Origin of the sequence: Kitasatospora sp. SolWspMP-SS2h, from assembly GCF_003259315.1 — a bacterium.
GTDB lineage: Bacteria > Actinomycetota > Actinomycetes > Streptomycetales > Streptomycetaceae > Kitasatospora > Kitasatospora fiedleri.
On sequence record NZ_QLLT01000016.1, the window covers coordinates 119,679 to 138,145 of the forward strand.

An 18,467-nucleotide genomic window follows, 5' to 3' on the forward strand; every position below is an offset into this window, starting at 1 on the left:
CCTTGGCCCAGTCCGACTACCGCACCGACGTCATGGACCTGCTGTTCGACGCGGACTTCAAGTACCGCCCCGACACCAACACCTGGTCCCACAGCGACGGTCGCCCCTTCACCAGGAAGGAGCAGGCCACCGTCCTCGGCGCCACCCGGGAGGAGTTCGAAACGTTCTGCTGGCTGCGGGACCGCAAGATAGAACGCGACCGCGAGATGGCCCACGCCACCCAGGCCGTCATCGCCCTCCTGCACCGGTACTTCGCCGTGCTCCCGGCGGGCAGCACGGCCGCCGACGCCACCGCCGTCATGACCGAGCAAGACCGCACCGAGTACGAGCGCCTGCTCGACATCGTCGCCCCGGACGGCTGGCTCCTCGCACCCAGCGAGGAGTGACCTTCACCGGCACCCTGGCCCGGCAACTCCATGGCCAGGGTGTCGATGTGATGTCTTCAGCGGCGGTCGGGAACTTCCCGACCGCCGCTCGTCTTGTGGTCCCTGCATCACGCCACCAGCACGGGAAAGGACCACATGACCGACCACGACCCCGACTTCCACAACCCTGAGCCCCAGCACCCCGTCGTCCGCGCTGTCCCACACCCTGGTGAACTCGACGCCCGCGGCATCCCCCTCACCTGCGCCCACTGCCACGCCCGCCGCGACTGACTCCTGCTCAACGTCCTCCACCAGGTCTTCGTCCGCTGCCGCTGCGCACACGAGTGGGAGGAATCCGACCTCACCCTCGCCTACTTCGACCAGCACTACACCGAGCCCGAACACGAGTGGGACGACTTCGACACCGCCATGCGCGCACTCGCCTTCGACGGACTCCTCGCCGGGACGATCTGGCCGACAGACTGCTGACGAGAACACCAGAGGCGGATGCTCCGGCTGACTCGCTCGTCGGCCGGAGCGCCGCCTACGCCGGGGGGAGCGCCTTCGCTACGACCTCCTGAATCCGCGAGCGTACTTCGGGGTTGGCAGTTGCCAGAGCCGTCGCGCCGGAGACGATGAGGGACCACATCGCGGTCTGCGCCAAGGCGGGGTGGCGTGCGATGGGAGGAATCAGGGGGACCAGCCAGGCCGCGGCGAACCACAGGGCGGCCGGGACGACCCTGGCCCGTGCACGAGACACGAGGCCGGGAGCGGCGGCAGGTGGAGGAGCTGTCGCCAGCAGCGCAGCCCGGTCACCGTGTGCGACCAGCAGCATGCCTCGCACCAGGGACTCGACCACGGCTGTCACCTCTGCTTCGGACCTCGCTCTCACCAGGTCAGCTTTCAACAACCGGATGCCTTCGGCGATGCGGTCGGCCTCGACACGCAAATCCCTGCGAAGCTGTCCGTCCGCGGCATCGGTCCGATCGATGAGGGCGAGACAGCGAGCGGCGTCGACTGCAAGTGCCTCCACAGCCTCGGCCCATCGGCGGCAAGCAGCCGACGAGCGCCACGTGCTGCGCTCGTTGTGGATCCGGTGGGCGACCCAAACGATCCGGACGACCAGGGCGTCGTACGAATGGCACTCCTGACTGACCTTTCGCCGATGCACAATCAGGCGCCATATCAGTAAGGGAAGTTCGACGACGATGACGGTCAAGAGCGCGGCGCGGCCGATCTGCGGAAACAACCACGGTGACACCCACTGCTTCGGCGCTCTGAACACCATGACCCAGGTGAAGGTGGTCAGGCCGGTGGCCAAGGCGACGGCGATCCGGGCCGTGAGAACCCGGTACCGGACACTGGGCAGCCACAGCGCAGCTCCGAACGTCCAGACCAAGGCGACGATCAAGGCCGAGGCGCGCGCGTTGCCTCCCATCACGACGAGCAACGGCGGCAGGGCGATCGGGACGAGCCAGGGCGACAGCCACTGGTGGTAGAGCCGGTGACCGACCGCGACACGTTTCTCGATCGCCGTTCGGATCGGGGAGAAAGTATCCCGGTCGGAGGCCGAGGAGCCCACCAACGGGACCAGGGCCCGCGCCATCCTCATCACCGAGACCAGTTCCTGGCTGCGGCGCCGCGTCACCGCCCTCCCTGTCGCCCAGCTTCCCGTGGTTGCCCGGACAGTGGTCCAGCTCATCTGATCTCCTTCATCCTCGAACAGCCGCATGACTCTACGGCGCAGGTGCGCCCGGGCATCTTGGTGGACGAACTGCAGGTCGGCGCTGTCGCGAATCGCCGTCCCCGTGGTGCTCGCGCCGGTAGGCTCTCTGCATGGTGACTGCTGAACCGAAGGTGTCGCTCACGGGCATCAAGCCGACCGGAGAACCGCACCTCGGCAACTACATCGGGGCCATCAAGCCGGCCCTGGAGCTGGCCGGCGGGGCCGAGTCGATCTACTTCATCGCCGACTACCACGCGCTGACGTCGGTACGCGATCCGGAGTTGCTCGGCCGCTGGACCCGTTCGGTGGCAGCCACCTGGCTCGCGGCGGGGCTGGACCCCGAGCGCACGATCTTCTACCGCCAGTCCGACGTTCCGGAGATCTTCGAACTCCACTGGGTGCTCTCGTGCTTCAGCGCCAAGGGACTGATGAACCGTGCCCACGCTTACAAGGCGGCGCGGGACCGCAACCGCGAGGCCGGGGTCGAGGATTTGGACGCTGGGGTCAACATGGGGCTGTTCAACTACCCCGTGCTGATGGCCGTGGACATTCTGATCATGGAGGCGGACCTCGTCCCGGTCGGCAAGGACCAGTTGCAGCACGTGGAGTATGCGGCGGACATCGCCGGCGCGTTCAACGCCGTCTACGGAGACGCCTTCCGGCTGAAGATCCCGAAGGCCGTCGTACCGACCGAGGACAGCGGCCGCACCCTGCCCGGTACCGACGGCCGGAAGATGAGCAAGTCGTACGGCAACACGATCCCGCTGTTCGCGCCGGAGGCGGAGCTGCGGAAGACCGTGCGCCGGATTCCGACGGACAGCACGCCAGTTGAGGCGCCCAAGGACGCCGACTCCTCTGCGGTGTTCCAGCTGCTCTCCCACTTCGCCGATCCGGCGACGACGGCCGAGGTCCGCGCGCGGCTGGAAGCCGGGGGCATGGGCTGGGGCGAGCTGAAGGACAAGCTGTACGTCGTCCTGAACGAGCAGCTGGGCCCGCTGCGCGAGCGGTACGACGCGCTGATGCAGCCGGGCAGCGAGTTGGAGGAGCTGCTGGCGATCGGCGCGGCCAAGGCGCGCAGGCGGGCCCAGCCGGTGCTGGAGCAGGTGCGGAAGGCGATCGGGATCGGCGGCTGATCCCCCGGTCTGTCAGCTTCTGGAAGCCACGGCCCGGGCGACCTGGTCGGCTGCGTGCCAGGCGGTGGTCCACTTGCCCGGCAGGCAGACGATCAGGTTCTCGACCTGCCCCCAGCCGGCAGGCGGATGACGGAGATCGACCACGACCGCCGACGGGTCGGGTCCGGTGCCCACCGGCTCCGCGACCTGGCCCCATTGCAGACGGACCCGCTCTGCGGGCAGACCCGGCCACCGCGCCGACAGAGCCGCCGCGATCCGGTAGTGCTCGACGGCGTCCTCAGCAGGACCGCCGGGACGGCCGGGAAGTGCGACACGGAGTTCGTCGCGCTGAGGGCTTACGGCGAGCAGGTCACCGTCGAGCCAGTAGGTGAGCGGGAGTCGGGGAACCGGTCCCTCCAGGACGCCGTACGGCAGGTTGCTGATCGCCAACGGGTGCTGGATGCCGAGCAGGTCGAGCAGATGAACCGTGCGGTGGCCGACCGCCAGTACGAGGGTGTCGGGCCGGTAGTACCCGGTATCCGTGCTCCACAGGACCACTTCGGTCCCGGAGAGGACCGGCGCGCACGAGGCCGGACGGGCGAAGCCGACCCCACGGGTCGCGGCGTGCGCGATGGTCTTGGAGTGCACGGCGGCCACGTCCACCGAGAGGTCGGGCAGGGCGAAGGCGGCGGCAGGGGCAACGGACGGCTGAACTCCGTAGCCGTCCAGTTCTGCGGCGGACAGCGGCCGTGCGGGGATCCCGAGGTCGGACCACGCCTGCGCGTAGCGCTCGACTTCGCCGGGCGAGCCGAAGAGGGCCAAGCCCGGCGCGAGTCGGACGTCCTCGTCGATCAGACCGGACCAGCGGGAGCGGTGCTGCCAGCAGGCGGCCGCAACCTCGGGGAGCACGGGGGCGTAGACGGCTCCCGAGTGGAGTTGGCCGAAGTTCTGCAGGGACGCGCCGACGGCGCCGTCGCCGTGGCAGCGGACGTGGTGCCCTTCCTCGGCCAGCCGGGTGGCGGCGGTGAGTCCGGCGAAGCCGGTGCCGAGAACGACGGTGTCAGGGGTACTGCTCATCGTCTTCCTTCGATCGGGCGGGCTGATCACCCACGATGACGGTCCGGGCGCGGGGCATGTCCAGGTACCTCTCGAAGGCGCGGACGAGCCGCTCGGGCGCACCGTGGTGGTCCACCCCGGCGCGGATACGGGGCGGCAGGAGCGCGAGCCGTTCGCGGCTGGCACGCCGGTGCGCGGTGGGGCTGTTCCGGCCCACCGTGTGGGAGAGGACGAGTGAGCCCAGCGCGCCGGGCAAGCCGGCGATCCCGCGGTGGACGTACGGTTGCGGATCACCTCCTCGAACGACCCACAGCGAGCGTCGCGCCGGGTGGTGGCCGATGGCATGCAGAGCTACCGCGGCAGCCTCGTAGGTGCAGCTGTTGCCGACGACCGCGCCCGGTTGGTCTCCGGACCGGTCGGGCTTGGCGGTGCCGACGAGCTGGGGCAGCAGAACGAGGTCGACGCATTCCAACCGCGCGTAGTGGACAGCCTGTTGGCGCTTGGCCCTGCCGTAGGGCGTCTGGAAACCCAGCGGCGCCAGCGCGGCCGTCGTACCTGCGGCCAGGACCCGGACCGCATGTCCCTCGGCGGCCAGCAGCCGACGGGTTCGTACCGTGAAGGTGGTGGCGGCAGAGATCGACCGTCGCATCGAGGCGACGCTCGTCCGGTCGAGGACGAGATCGACGAGGACGACCTCCCCCGCACCACCCAGCAGGTCCAGCAGCTGGTCCTGCACCGATGCCCACTGGGCAGCCGTAGTCAGGTCCGCGCAGACCCAGCCGTCCGGAGGCGAGTCGTCGGCAGGGCTTCGGGAAACGCCGATGACTCGGTGCCCCTGCGCGCGGAGCACCGGCAGGAGGTGCCGACCGAGACGGCCGGCACCTCCCAGCACGACGAACGTCTGACCTGCGGTCACCGGCCGCACTCCCGCCAGATCCTGGCGAAGGTGGAGAACGTCTCGGCGAACCGGTGTTTGGCCAGCTCCCACCCGGCGGCCTCCTGTCGCCTGCGCCGGAATGCCGCCCGTGCCTGGTCGATCTCCACCATGGTCCAGCCGCTGCTGAGTTCGATCGCCGAGAGCAGGGGACGCTGGCTGGCCTCGTCGTCGGCGAGGACGCGGGCGGCGATCTCCTCGTCCGCCATGCCGAGGTGGATGCCCGAGGCGGGGATGCTCTTAGACATCTTGGGGTAGCCGCTCAGGCCCTCCAGGACGCGGAAGTAGAGCGCCCCGAGCTGGACCTGCCAGCCGAGGCTCAGCTCGCCGGCCTCCCGCTGCCGGTCGAGGACGAGTCGGGACAGCTCGGTGAAGTAGCTCTCCTCCAGACCGGAGAGCATCAACACGCGGGCGGCGCCCTCCTCGGCGGGGCCGAGGATGTCCGCGACGGTGTAGAGCGCGTCCACGGTGAGGCCGACCTCGCTCCCGAGCAGACCGTGGTCCTGGTAGAGCTCGACCAGGTCCTCGTGGTGGTCGAGGAAGTCCTGGCGGCTGAGGAACCGGGCGATGCGCCCGCACCGCACGAGGTTGGCGGTGTCGGTGTGCGAGCGCATCCGGACCGGCGCGAACTCGGCCTGCGAGTCCAGGCCGATCGCCCGCATGAAGCTGAACATCTGGTCGCGGACGGCGGTGAGCTGGTTCCATGGCACGTTGCGGGAGTTCCACGCGCCCAGCTCGGAGACGACCACGGTCATCGGCACCCGCAGGTGGCGCTGCAGCTCGATCACTCCGAGCATCACCGACAGGGTGCCGGCGGTCGGGGCGTTGGTCGGTCCGAATCCGGTCACGACGGCCAGCGGGCGGTCGGAGTCGAGGGGGAGGACGTCCTGCAGCCGGTCGTGGTGGGTGAACCGGCGGGTGAGGGGGCCGAGCGTCCTGCCGACCCAGTTCTCGTTGACGGGCAGCGGTTGCGGAGTCATCGGAGGCCTTTCGAGGCGGCGGTGCGGAGACGGGGAAGGAGCCGCTCGGCGCGGCCGTCCAGGCGGGCCTCCCGGACCAGTTGGAGGGCCTCGTCGTCAGCGACTCCCGGACGCGCGGTGGCGAGGATCGCGGCGGCGTTGCGCTCGACCAGGTTCGTGACGGCCGGGTCGCCGTCCGGGCGGAGGGACTCGACCAGGGCTGCCGCGTTGGTGGCGTGGTCGGTGCGGTGCCTCACGGCCCGCCGCCACGGACCGGTAGCACTGTCGCTGTGCTGACTGACGAGTTGGACAGCTCCGTGTTGCAGTACCGCGCTGGTGCTCGTCCCGAACGAGGCGAGTTCGTCGATCCGTTGCCCGGGCCCGATCCAGGTCGTGACGACCCGGCCGCGGGCGATGTCCGGGCGCGCCGAATGGATGCCCGACGCGGCGGTCCGCACGTCGTCGTGGGCCAGCCCGTGGAGGAACGCGTCGGCCGAAACGGCCAGGGTCGCGGCCGGCATGAAGAAGCTCATCGGGCTGAGGAAGTCGAACCGGCCGTCGTAGCGGGCCGCGTAACGCGGGCAGAAGGACGCGTAGTCGACGAAGGCGATGCCGTACGTGGCCGTGAACTCGGGGATGCGGGCGGGATCGGTCAGCGAGGGCAAGCCGAGCGCGGCCAGGACGTCGGACGCGCCCGAGACGGCCGAGACCGACGACGAGGTGCCCTTGACGACGTTCGCACCGCTGGCGGCGGCCAGCAGAGCGGCGGCCGTGGAGACGTTGAACGTCTTGAAGGTCTCCTTCCCGCTGCCCGAGACGGTCACCGTGCCGTCCGGCACGACCACCGGATCGGCCAGGAACTCGGCGAGCGTGTCGTCGAACGCGACGACCTCGGCCCAGACCTGGGTGAGCAGGGCCGGGGTGAGGCCGTCGCCGTCGAGCAGGCGGCGGGCCCAGTCGCGCCAGCTCTCGTCGGCCTCGTCCCCCTCACCGCGAAGGGCCTCCGCGAACTGCTGCGTGTCCACCGAGCAGGAGCCGTCGGAGGCTCCGGGAGGGGTGGTCGTCCTGCGAACCTGACGTGGGATGAAGGGATTTGACTGTACATCTGAGCGTGATGCGGGATGGAACATGGTGCGGCCTCCAGTTCGTTCGTACCGGTGGGCACTGTTGCCACGGACATCACAGCGGGCCTAGCGTGATCGCTGTATCACTCCGAGTTGTCGAGGCCGTTCGCTGTCCCGCTCAACGTGACTTCAACATCCGCTTACACACGGGATCGCCGACCTCGGACCTAGGCTCGGAATCATGCTGACGAACCGTGAGCTGGTGGGGAACTTGAGCAGGGACCGATCGGGCTGGCGGCCCGAGAAACTGCGGGAGATGCGAGAAGCCCACGGGCTCACCCTGGAGGCGGCCGGCGAACGCCTCCGTGAGACCGCGCGCCGCGCAGGACTCTCCGCGCCCGCCGCCAACTTCCAGACGCTGTGGCAGCACGAACAGGGCGAAGTCTTTCCCGGGCCGCACTACCGGCGCGCGTACTGCCTGCTCTACCGGGCGACCGAGCCAGAGCTCGGCTTCCGCAAGGCACTCCCGGCCGAGCAAGTCGATCATCAAGTCGCCGACTCCAAAGAGCAGCTGGAGAGCGAGCACGTCCAGGCCGTCACCCGGGCGCTCAAGCACCTGGTGCCCACTTCGGCGAAGGGCGGCATCCAGGGTGCCCAACAGCGAATCCTCGATGCCTGGCGCCGCCGGCACACCGGTGGCGACCCGAACCAGCCCTCACTCCTGCTGATCGGTGGATTCGCTGGAAGCGGTAAGTACGAATTCGCCAAGTTCATATCCCAGTTGACCGGTTGGCCGCTCCTCGACAAGGACCCGCTCACCCGGCCGTTGGTGGAGCGCCTGCTGACCGAGCTCGGTTGCGACCCCAACGACCGGCAGTCCGAGACCTACCGGACCGAGGTCCGGCCGCTGGAGTACCAGTGCCTCATGGAGTCGATCCTCGCCAACGTCGAGTGCGGCATCTCCACCGTAGCCACCGCCCCGTTCATCAGCGAGATGACCGATCCGGTGTGGATGCGGCGCCTGACCAACCGCTGTGCGGCGCACCAGGTGGAGGTCACGCCGATCTGGCTGGAGTGCGACGCGGACTCCATGCGCGAGTACATAGCCTTCCGTTCCGCCGCCCGTGACGCCTGGAAGCTCAGCAACTGGACGGACTACGTCGAGGGGATCGACCTCGACCTCCGCCCAGTCGTCCCGCACCTCGTCGTCGACAACCGCTACGGATCGGCCATCGCGGTCGCCGACCAAGCCCGATACGCCCTGGGAGTGGCACGCGCATGAAGACCGGGATCATCCTGTACGGACCGCCGGCCAGCGGCAAGGACACCATCACCGCAGCCCTCATCGAGCAGGACCCACGGCTGGCCCAGTTCGCGCGGCTCAAGATCGGCGGCGGCCGCAGCCAGGGCTACCGGATGGGCACCCCCGACCAACTCCACCAGCTCGAAGCCAGCGGTGGCGTCATCTACCGCAACGACCGCTACAACAACATCTACCTGATCGACCGGCCGGGCCTCGACGCCGTCTTCGCCGCCGGTCGAACCCCGATCATCCACCTCGGCCAGATCGCCGGCATCGGCGCACTCACGACGGGCTACCCGGCATCCTGGCTCACCGTGCAGCTCTCGTGCCCACGGCACGTGACCGAGCAGCGGTCCGCCCTGCGCGGCGACACCGACACTCCAGCCCGCCTCGCCGCCTGGGACGCCACCGAAGCCGACGTCCTGGCCCACCCCTCCGTAGGGTGGGACCTCCGTCTGCGGACTGACCGGCAGTCGATCGAGGAGTCCGCGCAGGTCATCATCGAGGCGCTGAAGCCAGCCGATGAGCTGGCCTTCTAACGGTGTTCGTGGAGACGGGCCAGTGCGTCCACCAGGCTGAGTTCCGCATCCCGCGCGCCCTCCCAACGGAGAAGGGCCTCGGCCGCGCCGCGCATCGGCTCACCCGGCAGCCCGCACTCCTCCAGCAGTTCGGCGGCCTCCGCCAGTTCAGGCGCCCAACGCCAGGCCCGGCCAGCGGTCTTGGGGATGTAGCCGGTCTCCACCAGGTAGCTCCCCGAACGACCGGAGGCGATCTCCAGCAGCTCGTCCTCGACACCGTGGTCGGCCGCCAGCGCGTACGACAGCGCCGCAAGCACCCGGGACGCCTTCTGATAGCTCGTGTACGAGAGCTTGAGCGCGCTGGCCTGTCCGAGCTCGGCTCCAAGGACACGGGCGCGCACATCGGTACCGGCGAAGAGCTGCACCACCTGGTCGACCGCCTGCTCAGGGCCGGACAGGAACAGGCGAGGCTGCTTGCCGCCACGCGGAGGCGAACCCACCACCGAGCCGTCCACGACCGTCGCTTCAGGCAGCGCCGACGCGATCCGCTTGACCCGTTCCGGGGTCACGGCGTTCGCTTCGACGTAGACCCCTCCGTAGCCGTGCTCCGCGACCTCGGCGGCAAGCTGCTCGGCAGCGGCAGGTGGGCAGACGGAGAGCAGGATCTCGCACCGCGGAACCAACTCGCCGAGGCTCGGAACCTCGGTGAGGCCGGCCTCGACCGCGCGACTCCGGGTGGCCTCGCTCCGACCCGCCGAGCACCAGAGGACAGTCGTCCCTGCCTGGCGGATCTGCGCTGCGACCGCTGCACCCATGCTGCCCGGGTGCAGCATTCCGACCACCGGCCGACCGCTGTTCATGCGCGAACCCCGTTCATCCCCAGCAACAACTCGATGGCTTCGCCGGCGTCCGAGACGACGTGATCCGCTTCGACAGCGTTGCCGTTACCACCGGACACCCAGATCGTCCTCAGACCGGCAGCCCGCCCACCGGCCACGTCCTTCTCGGGGCTGTCGCCGACCATCCACCCGCCGGAGAGCCCGTCCACTCCCAGAAGGCGGGCCGCCTCGGTGAAGATGCCGATCTCCGGCTTGCGGATGCCGACCTCCTCCGAGACGCACACGGCGTCCACCCTCCGATCGATCCCGGTCCTCGCGAGCTTGGCCCGCTGTATGTCGCCGGCACCGTTGGTCACGACCGCCAACCGCCAACCGGCCGCGCGCAGCTCCTCCAGGCCGGACAGAACCGCGGGTGGACAGGTCACGGCGGCTGCCATGCCGCTGCAGTAGTGCTGCCACAACTCCTCGGTCGGAGCGGAGAGGGCGAACTCGCTGCGCAGGCGGTCGAAGTCGCTGCGGTAGGCACGCTCGTACATCGCGTCCAGCAGCCACTCCTCGACGTCCTCGGCGAAGCCGAGATCGGAGCAGAAGCTGCGGACGCACGCCCGGAACCCCTGCGTGCGATCGACGAGGGTGTCGTCCAGATCGAAGAAGGCCAGTCGCTGCACGGCGGCAACTCTACTGTGGGCAAGGACGGTTATTCGGGTCTGGAGCAACGATGCCCTTCCCGGAGGAGCGCCGGGAACTGGGGCGGCTTTCGGCACGAACGTTTCCTGATTCTCCGATGCGGCCAATGCGTCGGCTGGTACTGCCGCTGGCGTAGTCTGCCGTAGGAGGTCCTGGCCGGCCTGGTCGGGCGGACCGCCGATTGGCTGAGCATGGTCGAGAACAGCCGGATCGAACTCGACCGCCTTACGGTCATCAGGTCACTCGCGGATGCACTCAACGTCCAACTCTGCGATCTGCTGGCCGAACCGTCGATCCTCGACGGAGCCGCCGACTCCCAGGGCGGGGCGGTCGCGAAGCTCCGCGGACCGCAGCACCATCCGCGAGTTCCTCGCCGAGGCGAACAGGGCCGCGCAGCGCCTCGGCCACGACGCCAACCACATGTGGACCGCCTTCGGCCCCACCAACGTGGCCATCCACTGGATCTCGACCGCGATGGAACTCGGCGACATCCAGATCGCCGCCGACCAGGGCCCCCGCGTGGACTCCTCGACCCTCCCACTCGAACGCCGCGTCCGGCACACGCTCGAAATCGCCCGCGCCTACAGCGCGCAGAACCGCATGGACGAGGCGCTCGCCCTCGTCCTGGATGCCGAGGAACTGGCCCCCGAGCAAGTCCGCTACCACTTCATCCCGCGACACCTCATCACCGCCTGGGTTCGCCAACAACGCGGCAAGCCGAGCCACTTGCTCGCTGGCGTCGCCCAACGGCTCAGCATCGTCGCCTGACCGCAGCGGACGACTACAGTCGTTGCCATGAGCGACTCCCAGCCCCAAGAGGTCGTGGCCCAACCCCGCACCGCCGCCGGCGTCCTCTTCTTCGACGAGAGCGACCGCGTCCTCCTCGTGAAGCCGACCTACAAGCCCGGTTGGGAGATCCCCGGCGGCTACCTGCACGCGGGCGAGACCCCGAGCGAAGGCGCCGCCCGAGAGGTCAAGGAGGAACTCGGCATCACCCCGCCAATCGGCCGACTCCTTGTCGCCGACTGGGCACCGCACCCCACCGAAGGCGACAAGCTCCTCTTCGTCTTCGACGGCGGAATCCTCCCGGCCCACGAACTCGACCACATCGCCGTCGACCAGGTGGAGATCGGGAAGTACGCCTTCCACCCCAGCGACCAGTTCGACGAGTTCCTCATCCCGCGCCTCGCCCGGCGCGTCCACGCCGCCTGCGTCGCCAGGAAGCAGTCCGAGACGGTCTACCTGGAACACGGAGCGACCCGCCCGTAGGCCGCCATCTGGTGCAAGTAGTGCCAGAGAAGCAGGCTCGCTAGCTTCCCCTCGTTGTCCAGGCTCAGCACCGAGTCTGCCTCGCAAGTCCGCCTTGGCCTTTTCCCAAGATCGCATTGGTCGCTCAGGCTAACCTCTCTCGTAAACGGACGACTGGGCCGACAGCCCAGGCAGTCGTCTCCTAGGCAGCGGCAGGAAGCGGAGAGCAGTGGCGACTACGGTGCACGAGGTCCTGAAGACGATCCGCGAGACCTCGAAGGACAACTATGAACTCGGTAGTCGCTTCGAGCAGCTCATGGTCAAGTTCCTACGCACCGATCCCCAGTGGAAAGAGCAGTTCAGCCAGGTCTGGCGGTGGGCTGACTGGCCCGGAGCCGCGTCGAACAAGAAGGACCTCGGCATCGACCTCGTCGCACAAGACCGGGAGACCGGCGGTTTCTGCGCGATCCAGTGTAAGTTCTACGAACCCCAGCACACTGTCCAGAAGCCGGACATCGATTCGTTCCTCTCAGCCTCGAGCAAGGGCGACTTCAGCCGTCGGATGATCATCTCGACGACTGAGAAGTGGGGCCCCAACGCAGAGGAAATCATGAGGGGGCAGCAACCTCCGGTCACTCGTCTCGGTCTGTCCGACATCGCAGCGAGCCCGATCGACTGGTTCTTCCCGTCTCCCGGGCCGACCTTCGTTGCGGACCTGAAGCTGCACGACAAGAAGTCGCCGCGACCGCATCAGCGGGAGGCAATCGACGCCGTGTTCGCCGGCTTCACTGGCAACGATCGCGGCAGGCTGATCATGGCCTGCGGCACGGGGAAGACCTTCACCAGTTTGAAGATCGCCGAGCGCCTGCAGCGAGAGCGGGCGGCGGCAGGTCACGAGCACAGCACCATACTGTTCCTGGTTCCGTCGATTGCCTTGCTGTCGCAGACCCTCCGTGAGTGGTCCTCGGAGAGCGAGGTCACACTGCGTCCCTTCGCGGTCTGCTCCGACACGAAGGTCGGCAAGCAGCAGGTCGTCAACGACAACGCGGACATGGCCACACACGACCTGGCGTTGCCGGCCACGACCGACCCAGGCAAGCTGATCAAGCAGATGGCCAGCGTGGCGACCGGTCCGGGGCTGACCGTCGTGTTCTCGACCTACCAGTCGATTGACACGATCGCCGAAGCGCAGGAGAACGGTCTCGGTAGGTTCGACCTGATCCTCTGCGACGAGGCTCACCGCACGACGGGAGTCACCCTCGCTGGCGCGGATGAGTCGGCGTTCGTGCGCGTCCACGACGACACATATCTGGGCAGCGACCGCCGCCTCTACATGACAGCGACACCCCGCATCTACAGCGAGGAAACCCAGCAGCAGGCGAAGGAGTCGAGTGCTGCTGTCGTTTCCATGGACCGCGAGGACCTCTACGGTCCAGAGTTCCACCGCCTCGGCTTCGGCAAGGCCGTGGAGCAGAATCTGCTCACCGACTACAAGGTCCTGATCCTCACGGTCGACGAGGGTGTCGTCGCCAAGACCCTTCAGGAAGGCTTCGCGGGCGGCGCCCCCGAGCTGGACCTGGACGATGCCGCGAAGATCATCGGCTGCTGGAACGCCATGGCCAAGCGCACCGGCACGTTCACCGACGGCACCGGCTTCGGCACCGATGAAGCCCCGATGAAGCGCGCCGTCGCGTTCGCTCGCTCCATCGCCGACTCGAAACTCATCGCCGAGAACTTCAACGCGATCGTCGAAGCCTACGACGACGCGGACGACGAGGTGCTCCACTGCGAGGTGGACCACGTCGACGGCACCTTCAACACCCTGCTCCGCAACCAGAAGTTGGACTGGCTCAAGCAGGACCCAGGGCCGGCTAACGCCCGGATCCTGTCCAACGCGCGATGCCTCTCCGAGGGAGTCGACGTCCCCGACCTCGACGCGGTGCTCTTCCTGCACCCGCGCAACTCGGTGGTCGATGTCGTGCAGTCAGTTGGCCGTGTCATGCGCCGGGCCAACGGCAAGAAGTACGGCTACATCATTCTGCCGGTCGCCGTCCCTGCCGGTACGTCACCGGAGAAGGCCCTGGCGGACAACCAGCGCTTCCGTACCGTGTGGCAGGTGCTCCAGGCTCTGCGCGCCCACGATGACCGGTTCAACGCGACAGTCAACCAGATCAGGCTCAACCAGGAGGCGCCGCAGAACATCGGCATCGGCCACGTTGGCCCTGGCGACGAGCAGATCGGCGACCAGGACGGATCCACCACTTCCGCGGACGCCCAGAACGCGCAGCAGCAGGAATCCCAGGCGGCTCAGTACATCCAGGAGGCCCTGCTCAAGGTCGAAGACTGGCGCCAAGCCATCTACGCCCGCATCGTCGAGAAGGTCGGCGAGCGCACGTACTGGGAGAAGTGGGCAAAGGACGTCGCGTCGATCGCGCAGGCGCACGTCACTCGGATCAAGGCCGCGCTGAAGCTCAGCGACAAGCGGGCCGCGTTCGAGGAGTTCCTCGACGAACTTCGGGCGACGATAAACCCCGGTGTCACCGAGTCCGATGCGATCGACATGCTTGCCCAGCATATCGTGACCAAGCCCGTGTTCGACGCACTGTTCGGTAGTTACGCGTTCACTGAGCACAACCCTGTCTCGCAGGCCATGCAGAAGATGCTTGACCAGCTCGGCGACCAGGGGCTGGAGGCAGAGAGCAAGGACCTGGCCGGCTTCTACGATTCGGTGCGGGTACGCGCCGAGGGCATCGACAACCATGCCGGCCGCCAGCAGGTCATCGTTGAGCTCTACGACAAGTTCTTCAAGACCGCCCTGCCGAAGACCGCTGACGCGCTTGGAATCGTCTACACCCCGGTCGAGGTGGTCGACTTCATCATCCGCTCCACGGAACAGGCACTGGTCAAGCACTTCGGTCGCTCGCTGACGGGCGAAGGGGTACATATTATCGACCCGTTTGTGGGGACTGGCACCTTCCCGGTACGCCTTCTGCAGTCTGGGCTCATCAAACCCGAAGACCTGCTGCGCAAGTACACTAGCGAGCTGCACGCAAATGAGATCGTCCTGCTCGCTTACTACATCGCTGCCGTCAACATCGAAGCGGCATTCCATGACCTCACCAACGGTAGCGACTATCAGCCGTTCGAAGGCATCGTTCTGACCGACACGTTTCAGCTCGCCGAAGGCGGGGCCGCGAAGCTCGATGGCATGGACGTGTTGGAGGGGAACAGCGAACGGGCGAAGAAGCAAAAGACCCAGCCAATCATGGTCGTCGTCGGCAACCCGCCGTATTCGGTGGGACAGGACAGCCAGAACGACGACAACCAGAATCTCAAGTACGAGACACTCGACACTCGAATTAAGGACACGTATGCCGCGTATTCCACGGCAACCTCTGTCCGCACTCTGTACGACTCGTACATCAGGGCAATTCGCTGGGCATCAGACCGAATCAGCCATGAAGGGATCGTCGCCTACGTCTCCAATGGCGGGTATATCGAAGGCAACACTTACGACGGCCTGCGCAAGGCTCTCGCCGACGAATTCGATGCCATCTACTGCTACAACCTCCGCGGAAATCAGCGGACGGCCGGCGAGCAGGCGCGGCGAGAGGGTGGGAAGATCTTTGGATCCGGGAGCCGCAATACTGTTGCCGTCCTGATCCTTGTCAAGGGTAGCAAGGTCGCTTCCCCCGGCGGACTCCACTACCGGGATATTGGCGACTACCTGAGCCGCGAGGATAAGCTCCAGATCTTGGCGCGGCAGAGCCTCGACACGGTCGAATGGCAGTCAATCGTTCCCAACGCCGACGGGGACTGGATCGACCAGAGGAACGAGGATTTCTCCGGCTATCAATCCCTCGTTGCGGGCAAGGGGGATCCCGCTCCCGCAATTTTCTCGACCCACTCACTCGGCCTCGGAACAAATCGCGACGCCTGGGTGTACAACTATTCCGCCCAGCGAGTCGCCGAGAATGTCGAATCGACAATCGAGTTCTACAACGAGCAGGTAGACGGATTTTCCCAGCACTGCACTGCCCATGGAATCATCGATCCGAAGGCTGCCGACGCAGAGAAGTTCATCGACCGCGACGAAAAGAAGATCAGCTGGTCTTCGAGCCTGATCCCCAAGGTTGCACGCGGGAAGAAGATCTCGTTCTCTTCGGATCGAATCGCGCCCAGCACCTACCGGCCATTTAACCGACAGATGGTCTACTTCGACCCGGACCTGAACCACAGGCCCGGAAAGCTGCCGCTGATGTTCCCGACTCCCCAGCAGGAGAACTACGGCTTCTACATCAACGGCTTCCATGCAACCGCCGAATTCGCACTGCTGGCGACCGACGGCATTCCCTGCCTTGACGTATTCGGCAAGGGCGGATACTTCTTTCCGCGCTACACCTTCCGAGAGGTCAGCGCAGGTGACGACCTGTTCACCGCTGCCGACGATGAGGCCACCGAAGGCTTTGAACGGGCAGAGAACGTTACTGATGCGGCACTGTCCTCATACCGCAAGGCCTACGGCGACGATAGCATCTCTCGGGATGACATCTTCTTCTACACATACGCCCTGCTCCACTCCCCGACTTATCGTGAGAAGTATGCAGCAGATTTGAAGAAATCCCTGCCGCGTATCCCCATGGCCCAGGACTTCTTTGGTTTCGCTGCGGCTGGACGTTCGCTCTTCACTCTCCACCTCGGCTATGAGCACGTCGAGCCGTACCCCGGCATCATCGAGAAGATCTCGGGCGCAACCTCGGCAACCTCACCGAGCGAGCTGTACCGAGTCGGCAAGAAGATGAAGTTCCCCCGCTTGAAGGGCCAGCTCGACCGCACCACCATCATCTTCAACCCCCGGGTTACCCTCACCAATATCCCGGAGGAGGCATACCGTTACCAACTCGGCGCCCGGTCAGCGATCGAGTGGCTCATGGACCGGTACTGGCTGAAGACGGACAAGGACTCGGGGATCGTCAACGACCCGAACGACTGGTCCGACGACCCTCGCTACATCGTCGACCTGATCAAGCGCATCGTCACGGTCAGCCTTGAGACGATGAAGATCGTCGATGCGCTCCCGCCACTCGACATCGTCGAGTAGCGGGAGCGCTGATCCCTCACCCGTTCCGGTCGGCGTTCTGTCGAGGCTGCGGGCCCGCCAGAGCGTCGACCGGTCACACCCCGGTTGACGCCAACAGTGACGCCAACCGACGCGGCCAGCGGCGGTCGGCAACGGCCTTCCGCGGACGGCAGAAGCTCTCAAACTGGGTCATATCACCACCCCGGCTTGGCCTGAAAAGCGGAAGGTCGCCGGTTCGACCCCGGCCCTGGCCACCGTTCGACAGAGAGGCCCCGGAGCGCAGGCTCCGGGGCCTCTCGCGCTGCCCAGACCGTCCGGCCTCCGCCGCTCCGGGGCAGGCTGCGGGGAGAGCGTGGTGCCTTCACTTCCGGGCCTACCCTGGAACCGTCGATCGGCCCGTCCGTGAGGAGCCCTCGTGAACCCGGAGCACTTCGCCCTGTTGGAGGAGGCCCGTCGGAGCCTGCCGGAGGGCTTCAAGGTGGAGCTCTCGGGGGACACCCTCGTGATGACGGTGGGCCCCTCGGGCATCCACCAGCGCAACCTGCTGGTGGTCCGGAGGCAGTTCGACGCGCACGCGCCGCTGGAGTTGCTACCCAGCGAGAACACCGACCTGGTCTCGCCGAACGCGGGCAAGAGCCGCAACCCGGACCTGACCTACCTGCCGGACGAGGCACTGGAGACGTCGGAGAACCAGGTGCCGGCCGAACTCGCGGCGATCGCGGTCGAGTTGGTGTCGCCTTCGAACCCGGAGAACGACTGGGTGGGGAAAGTCCGCGACTACCCGTTGATGGGCATCCCGCTGTACCTGCTGGTCGACGCCCGACAGCGGACCGTCACCCTCTTCAGTCGGCCCGACGGTACGAGGTACCACCGCCGCGAGGACATCGAGTTCGGCGAGACGCTGTCCATCCCCGAGCCGTTCGGCTTCGACCTGGTCACGCGCGACCTGCTGCCGTACTGACCCCACCCCGGCTCGGCCTGAAAAGTCATGTGCCCGCCTCTCGTGGCGTCCGGGCAGGGTCGCGTTCGGCCGGAGCCTCCTCCCGGGGAGGGCGGCTTCCCGGGGCGATCGCGACCGCGCGCGCCCTGGCGGGGCGGCGGTTCGATCAGGGCGGCCAGGCCGTCGAGGACGCGGGGGAGGCCGAACTGGCAGGCGTGGTCGGCGTGGTGGGCGCCGCCCTGGGCCTGGCCGGCGGCGGTGCCGACGCGGGTGGCGACGGCTTCGTCTCGCTCGGCCACCCGGACGCCGGCATGAACGTGGTCCTCCCGCGCCGGGGCCTGGAGGTGCTGCCGGCGGGGCTCCGCGACCAGCGCGCGGACGGGCTGATCCCGGCGTTCACCGTGGACGACGCGGCCGGCACCGAGGCCCGGTTGCGGGGGGCCGGGGTGGAGACCACCCTGCCGCTGCTCGACGAGCCGTGGGGCGAGCGGCTGTTCCAGGTCACCGACCCGAACGGGGTGACCGTGCAGTTCACCGAGTGGCGGGCCACCGCCGCGGCGTGACGGGGAGGGCAGGACGGCGCGGTGCCCCCGGAGCGGCCTTCGCTCCGGGGGCACCGGCGAGCGGGGAGGACGG

At 67.5% G+C, this 18,467-nt stretch carries 17 protein-coding genes; 10 read left to right on the forward strand and 7 right to left on the reverse strand.

Going from position 1 to position 18,467, the window contains the following annotated elements; translation table 11 throughout:
• Nucleotides 1–2 precede the first annotated feature (2 nt).
• Both K353_RS20965 and K353_RS36595 read left to right on the forward strand, forming a co-directional pair.
• Entirely contained in the window at nt 3–386 is a 384-nt protein-coding gene (locus K353_RS20965; RefSeq protein ID WP_111555088.1) for a hypothetical protein, read from the forward strand.
• Nucleotides 387–521: 135 nt separating this feature from the next.
• Entirely contained in the window at nt 522–656 is a 135-nt protein-coding gene (locus K353_RS36595) for a hypothetical protein (RefSeq protein ID WP_255410746.1), read from the forward strand.
• Between the two features lie 253 nt (nt 657–909).
• Here K353_RS36595 and K353_RS20975 read toward each other — a convergent pair whose 3' ends face one another.
• Complete coding sequence (locus tag K353_RS20975; RefSeq protein WP_111555089.1) at nt 910–2,067, reverse strand: hypothetical protein; 1,158 nt, start codon at nt 2,065–2,067, stop codon at nt 910–912.
• Nucleotides 2,068–2,201: 134 nt separating this feature from the next.
• Here K353_RS20975 and K353_RS20980 point away from each other — a divergent pair, with 134 nt between their 5' ends.
• A complete protein-coding gene (locus tag K353_RS20980) occupies nt 2,202–3,224 on the forward strand; it encodes a tryptophan--tRNA ligase (protein WP_111555090.1) in 1,023 nt (340 codons plus the stop codon).
• Nucleotides 3,225–3,236: 12 nt separating this feature from the next.
• Here K353_RS20980 and K353_RS20985 read toward each other — a convergent pair whose 3' ends face one another.
• The 4 genes from K353_RS20985 to K353_RS21000 are packed head-to-tail and all read right to left on the reverse strand — an operon-like array spanning nt 3,237 to nt 7,177.
• A complete protein-coding gene (locus tag K353_RS20985; RefSeq protein WP_111555091.1) occupies nt 3,237–4,280 on the reverse strand; it encodes an FAD-binding oxidoreductase in 1,044 nt (347 codons plus the stop codon).
• A complete protein-coding gene (locus K353_RS20990) occupies nt 4,264–5,175 on the reverse strand; it encodes an NAD-dependent epimerase/dehydratase family protein (protein ID WP_146616529.1) in 912 nt (303 codons plus the stop codon). The genes K353_RS20985 and K353_RS20990 overlap by 17 nt, the downstream gene beginning before the upstream one ends.
• Entirely contained in the window at nt 5,172–6,173 is a 1,002-nt protein-coding gene (locus K353_RS20995; RefSeq protein WP_111555093.1) for a hypothetical protein, read from the reverse strand. Before K353_RS20995 ends, K353_RS20990 begins: the two co-directional genes overlap by 4 nt.
• Nucleotides 6,170–7,177, reverse strand: a complete 1,008-nt coding sequence (locus K353_RS21000) for a hypothetical protein (protein ID WP_158585450.1) — start codon at nt 7,175–7,177, stop codon at nt 6,170–6,172. Before K353_RS21000 ends, K353_RS20995 begins: the two co-directional genes overlap by 4 nt.
• A gap of 280 nt (nt 7,178–7,457) precedes the next feature.
• Here K353_RS21000 and K353_RS21005 point away from each other — a divergent pair, with 280 nt between their 5' ends.
• Both K353_RS21005 and K353_RS21010 read left to right on the forward strand, forming a co-directional pair.
• Nucleotides 7,458–8,498 carry an AAA family ATPase gene (locus tag K353_RS21005; RefSeq protein WP_111555095.1) on the forward strand — a complete coding sequence of 347 codons (1,041 nt, stop codon included), beginning with the start codon at nt 7,458–7,460 and terminating at the stop codon, nt 8,496–8,498.
• Entirely contained in the window at nt 8,495–9,058 is a 564-nt protein-coding gene (locus tag K353_RS21010) for a guanylate kinase (RefSeq protein WP_111555096.1), read from the forward strand. Before K353_RS21005 ends, K353_RS21010 begins: the two co-directional genes overlap by 4 nt.
• On the opposite strand, the gene K353_RS21015 is transcribed toward K353_RS21010, so the two are convergent.
• Both K353_RS21015 and K353_RS21020 read right to left on the reverse strand, forming a co-directional pair.
• A complete protein-coding gene (locus K353_RS21015; RefSeq protein ID WP_111555097.1) occupies nt 9,055–9,897 on the reverse strand; it encodes a DUF1932 domain-containing protein in 843 nt (280 codons plus the stop codon). The genes K353_RS21010 and K353_RS21015 overlap by 4 nt on opposite strands.
• On the reverse strand, nt 9,894–10,544 hold the full coding sequence (locus tag K353_RS21020) for an HAD family hydrolase (protein WP_111555098.1): 651 nt from the start codon (nt 10,542–10,544) through the stop codon (nt 9,894–9,896). Before K353_RS21020 ends, K353_RS21015 begins: the two co-directional genes overlap by 4 nt.
• Before the next feature lie 439 nt (nt 10,545–10,983).
• On the opposite strand from K353_RS21020, the gene K353_RS35855 reads away from it, so the two are divergent.
• The 5 genes from K353_RS35855 to K353_RS37240 all read left to right on the forward strand — a co-directional run bounded on the left by K353_RS35855 (nt 10,984) and on the right by K353_RS37240 (nt 18,394).
• Nucleotides 10,984–11,331 (forward strand): hypothetical protein, encoded by a 348-nt coding sequence (locus tag K353_RS35855; protein WP_233533716.1) that lies wholly within the window; start codon nt 10,984–10,986, stop codon nt 11,329–11,331.
• 27 nt (nt 11,332–11,358) lie between these two features.
• Nucleotides 11,359–11,832: an NUDIX hydrolase gene (locus K353_RS21030; RefSeq protein ID WP_111555099.1), complete on the forward strand. Its 474-nt coding sequence runs from the start codon at nt 11,359–11,361 to the stop codon at nt 11,830–11,832.
• Between the two features lie 220 nt (nt 11,833–12,052).
• Nucleotides 12,053–16,912, forward strand: a complete 4,860-nt coding sequence (locus K353_RS21035; RefSeq protein ID WP_199528185.1) for a type ISP restriction/modification enzyme — start codon at nt 12,053–12,055, stop codon at nt 16,910–16,912.
• A gap of 394 nt (nt 16,913–17,306) precedes the next feature.
• Nucleotides 17,307–17,852 (forward strand): Uma2 family endonuclease, encoded by a 546-nt coding sequence (locus tag K353_RS21040; RefSeq protein WP_111555100.1) that lies wholly within the window; start codon nt 17,307–17,309, stop codon nt 17,850–17,852.
• 29 nt (nt 17,853–17,881) lie between these two features.
• Entirely contained in the window at nt 17,882–18,394 is a 513-nt protein-coding gene (locus K353_RS37240) for a VOC family protein (RefSeq protein ID WP_199528186.1), read from the forward strand.
• Nucleotides 18,395–18,467: the final 73 nt, after the last annotated feature.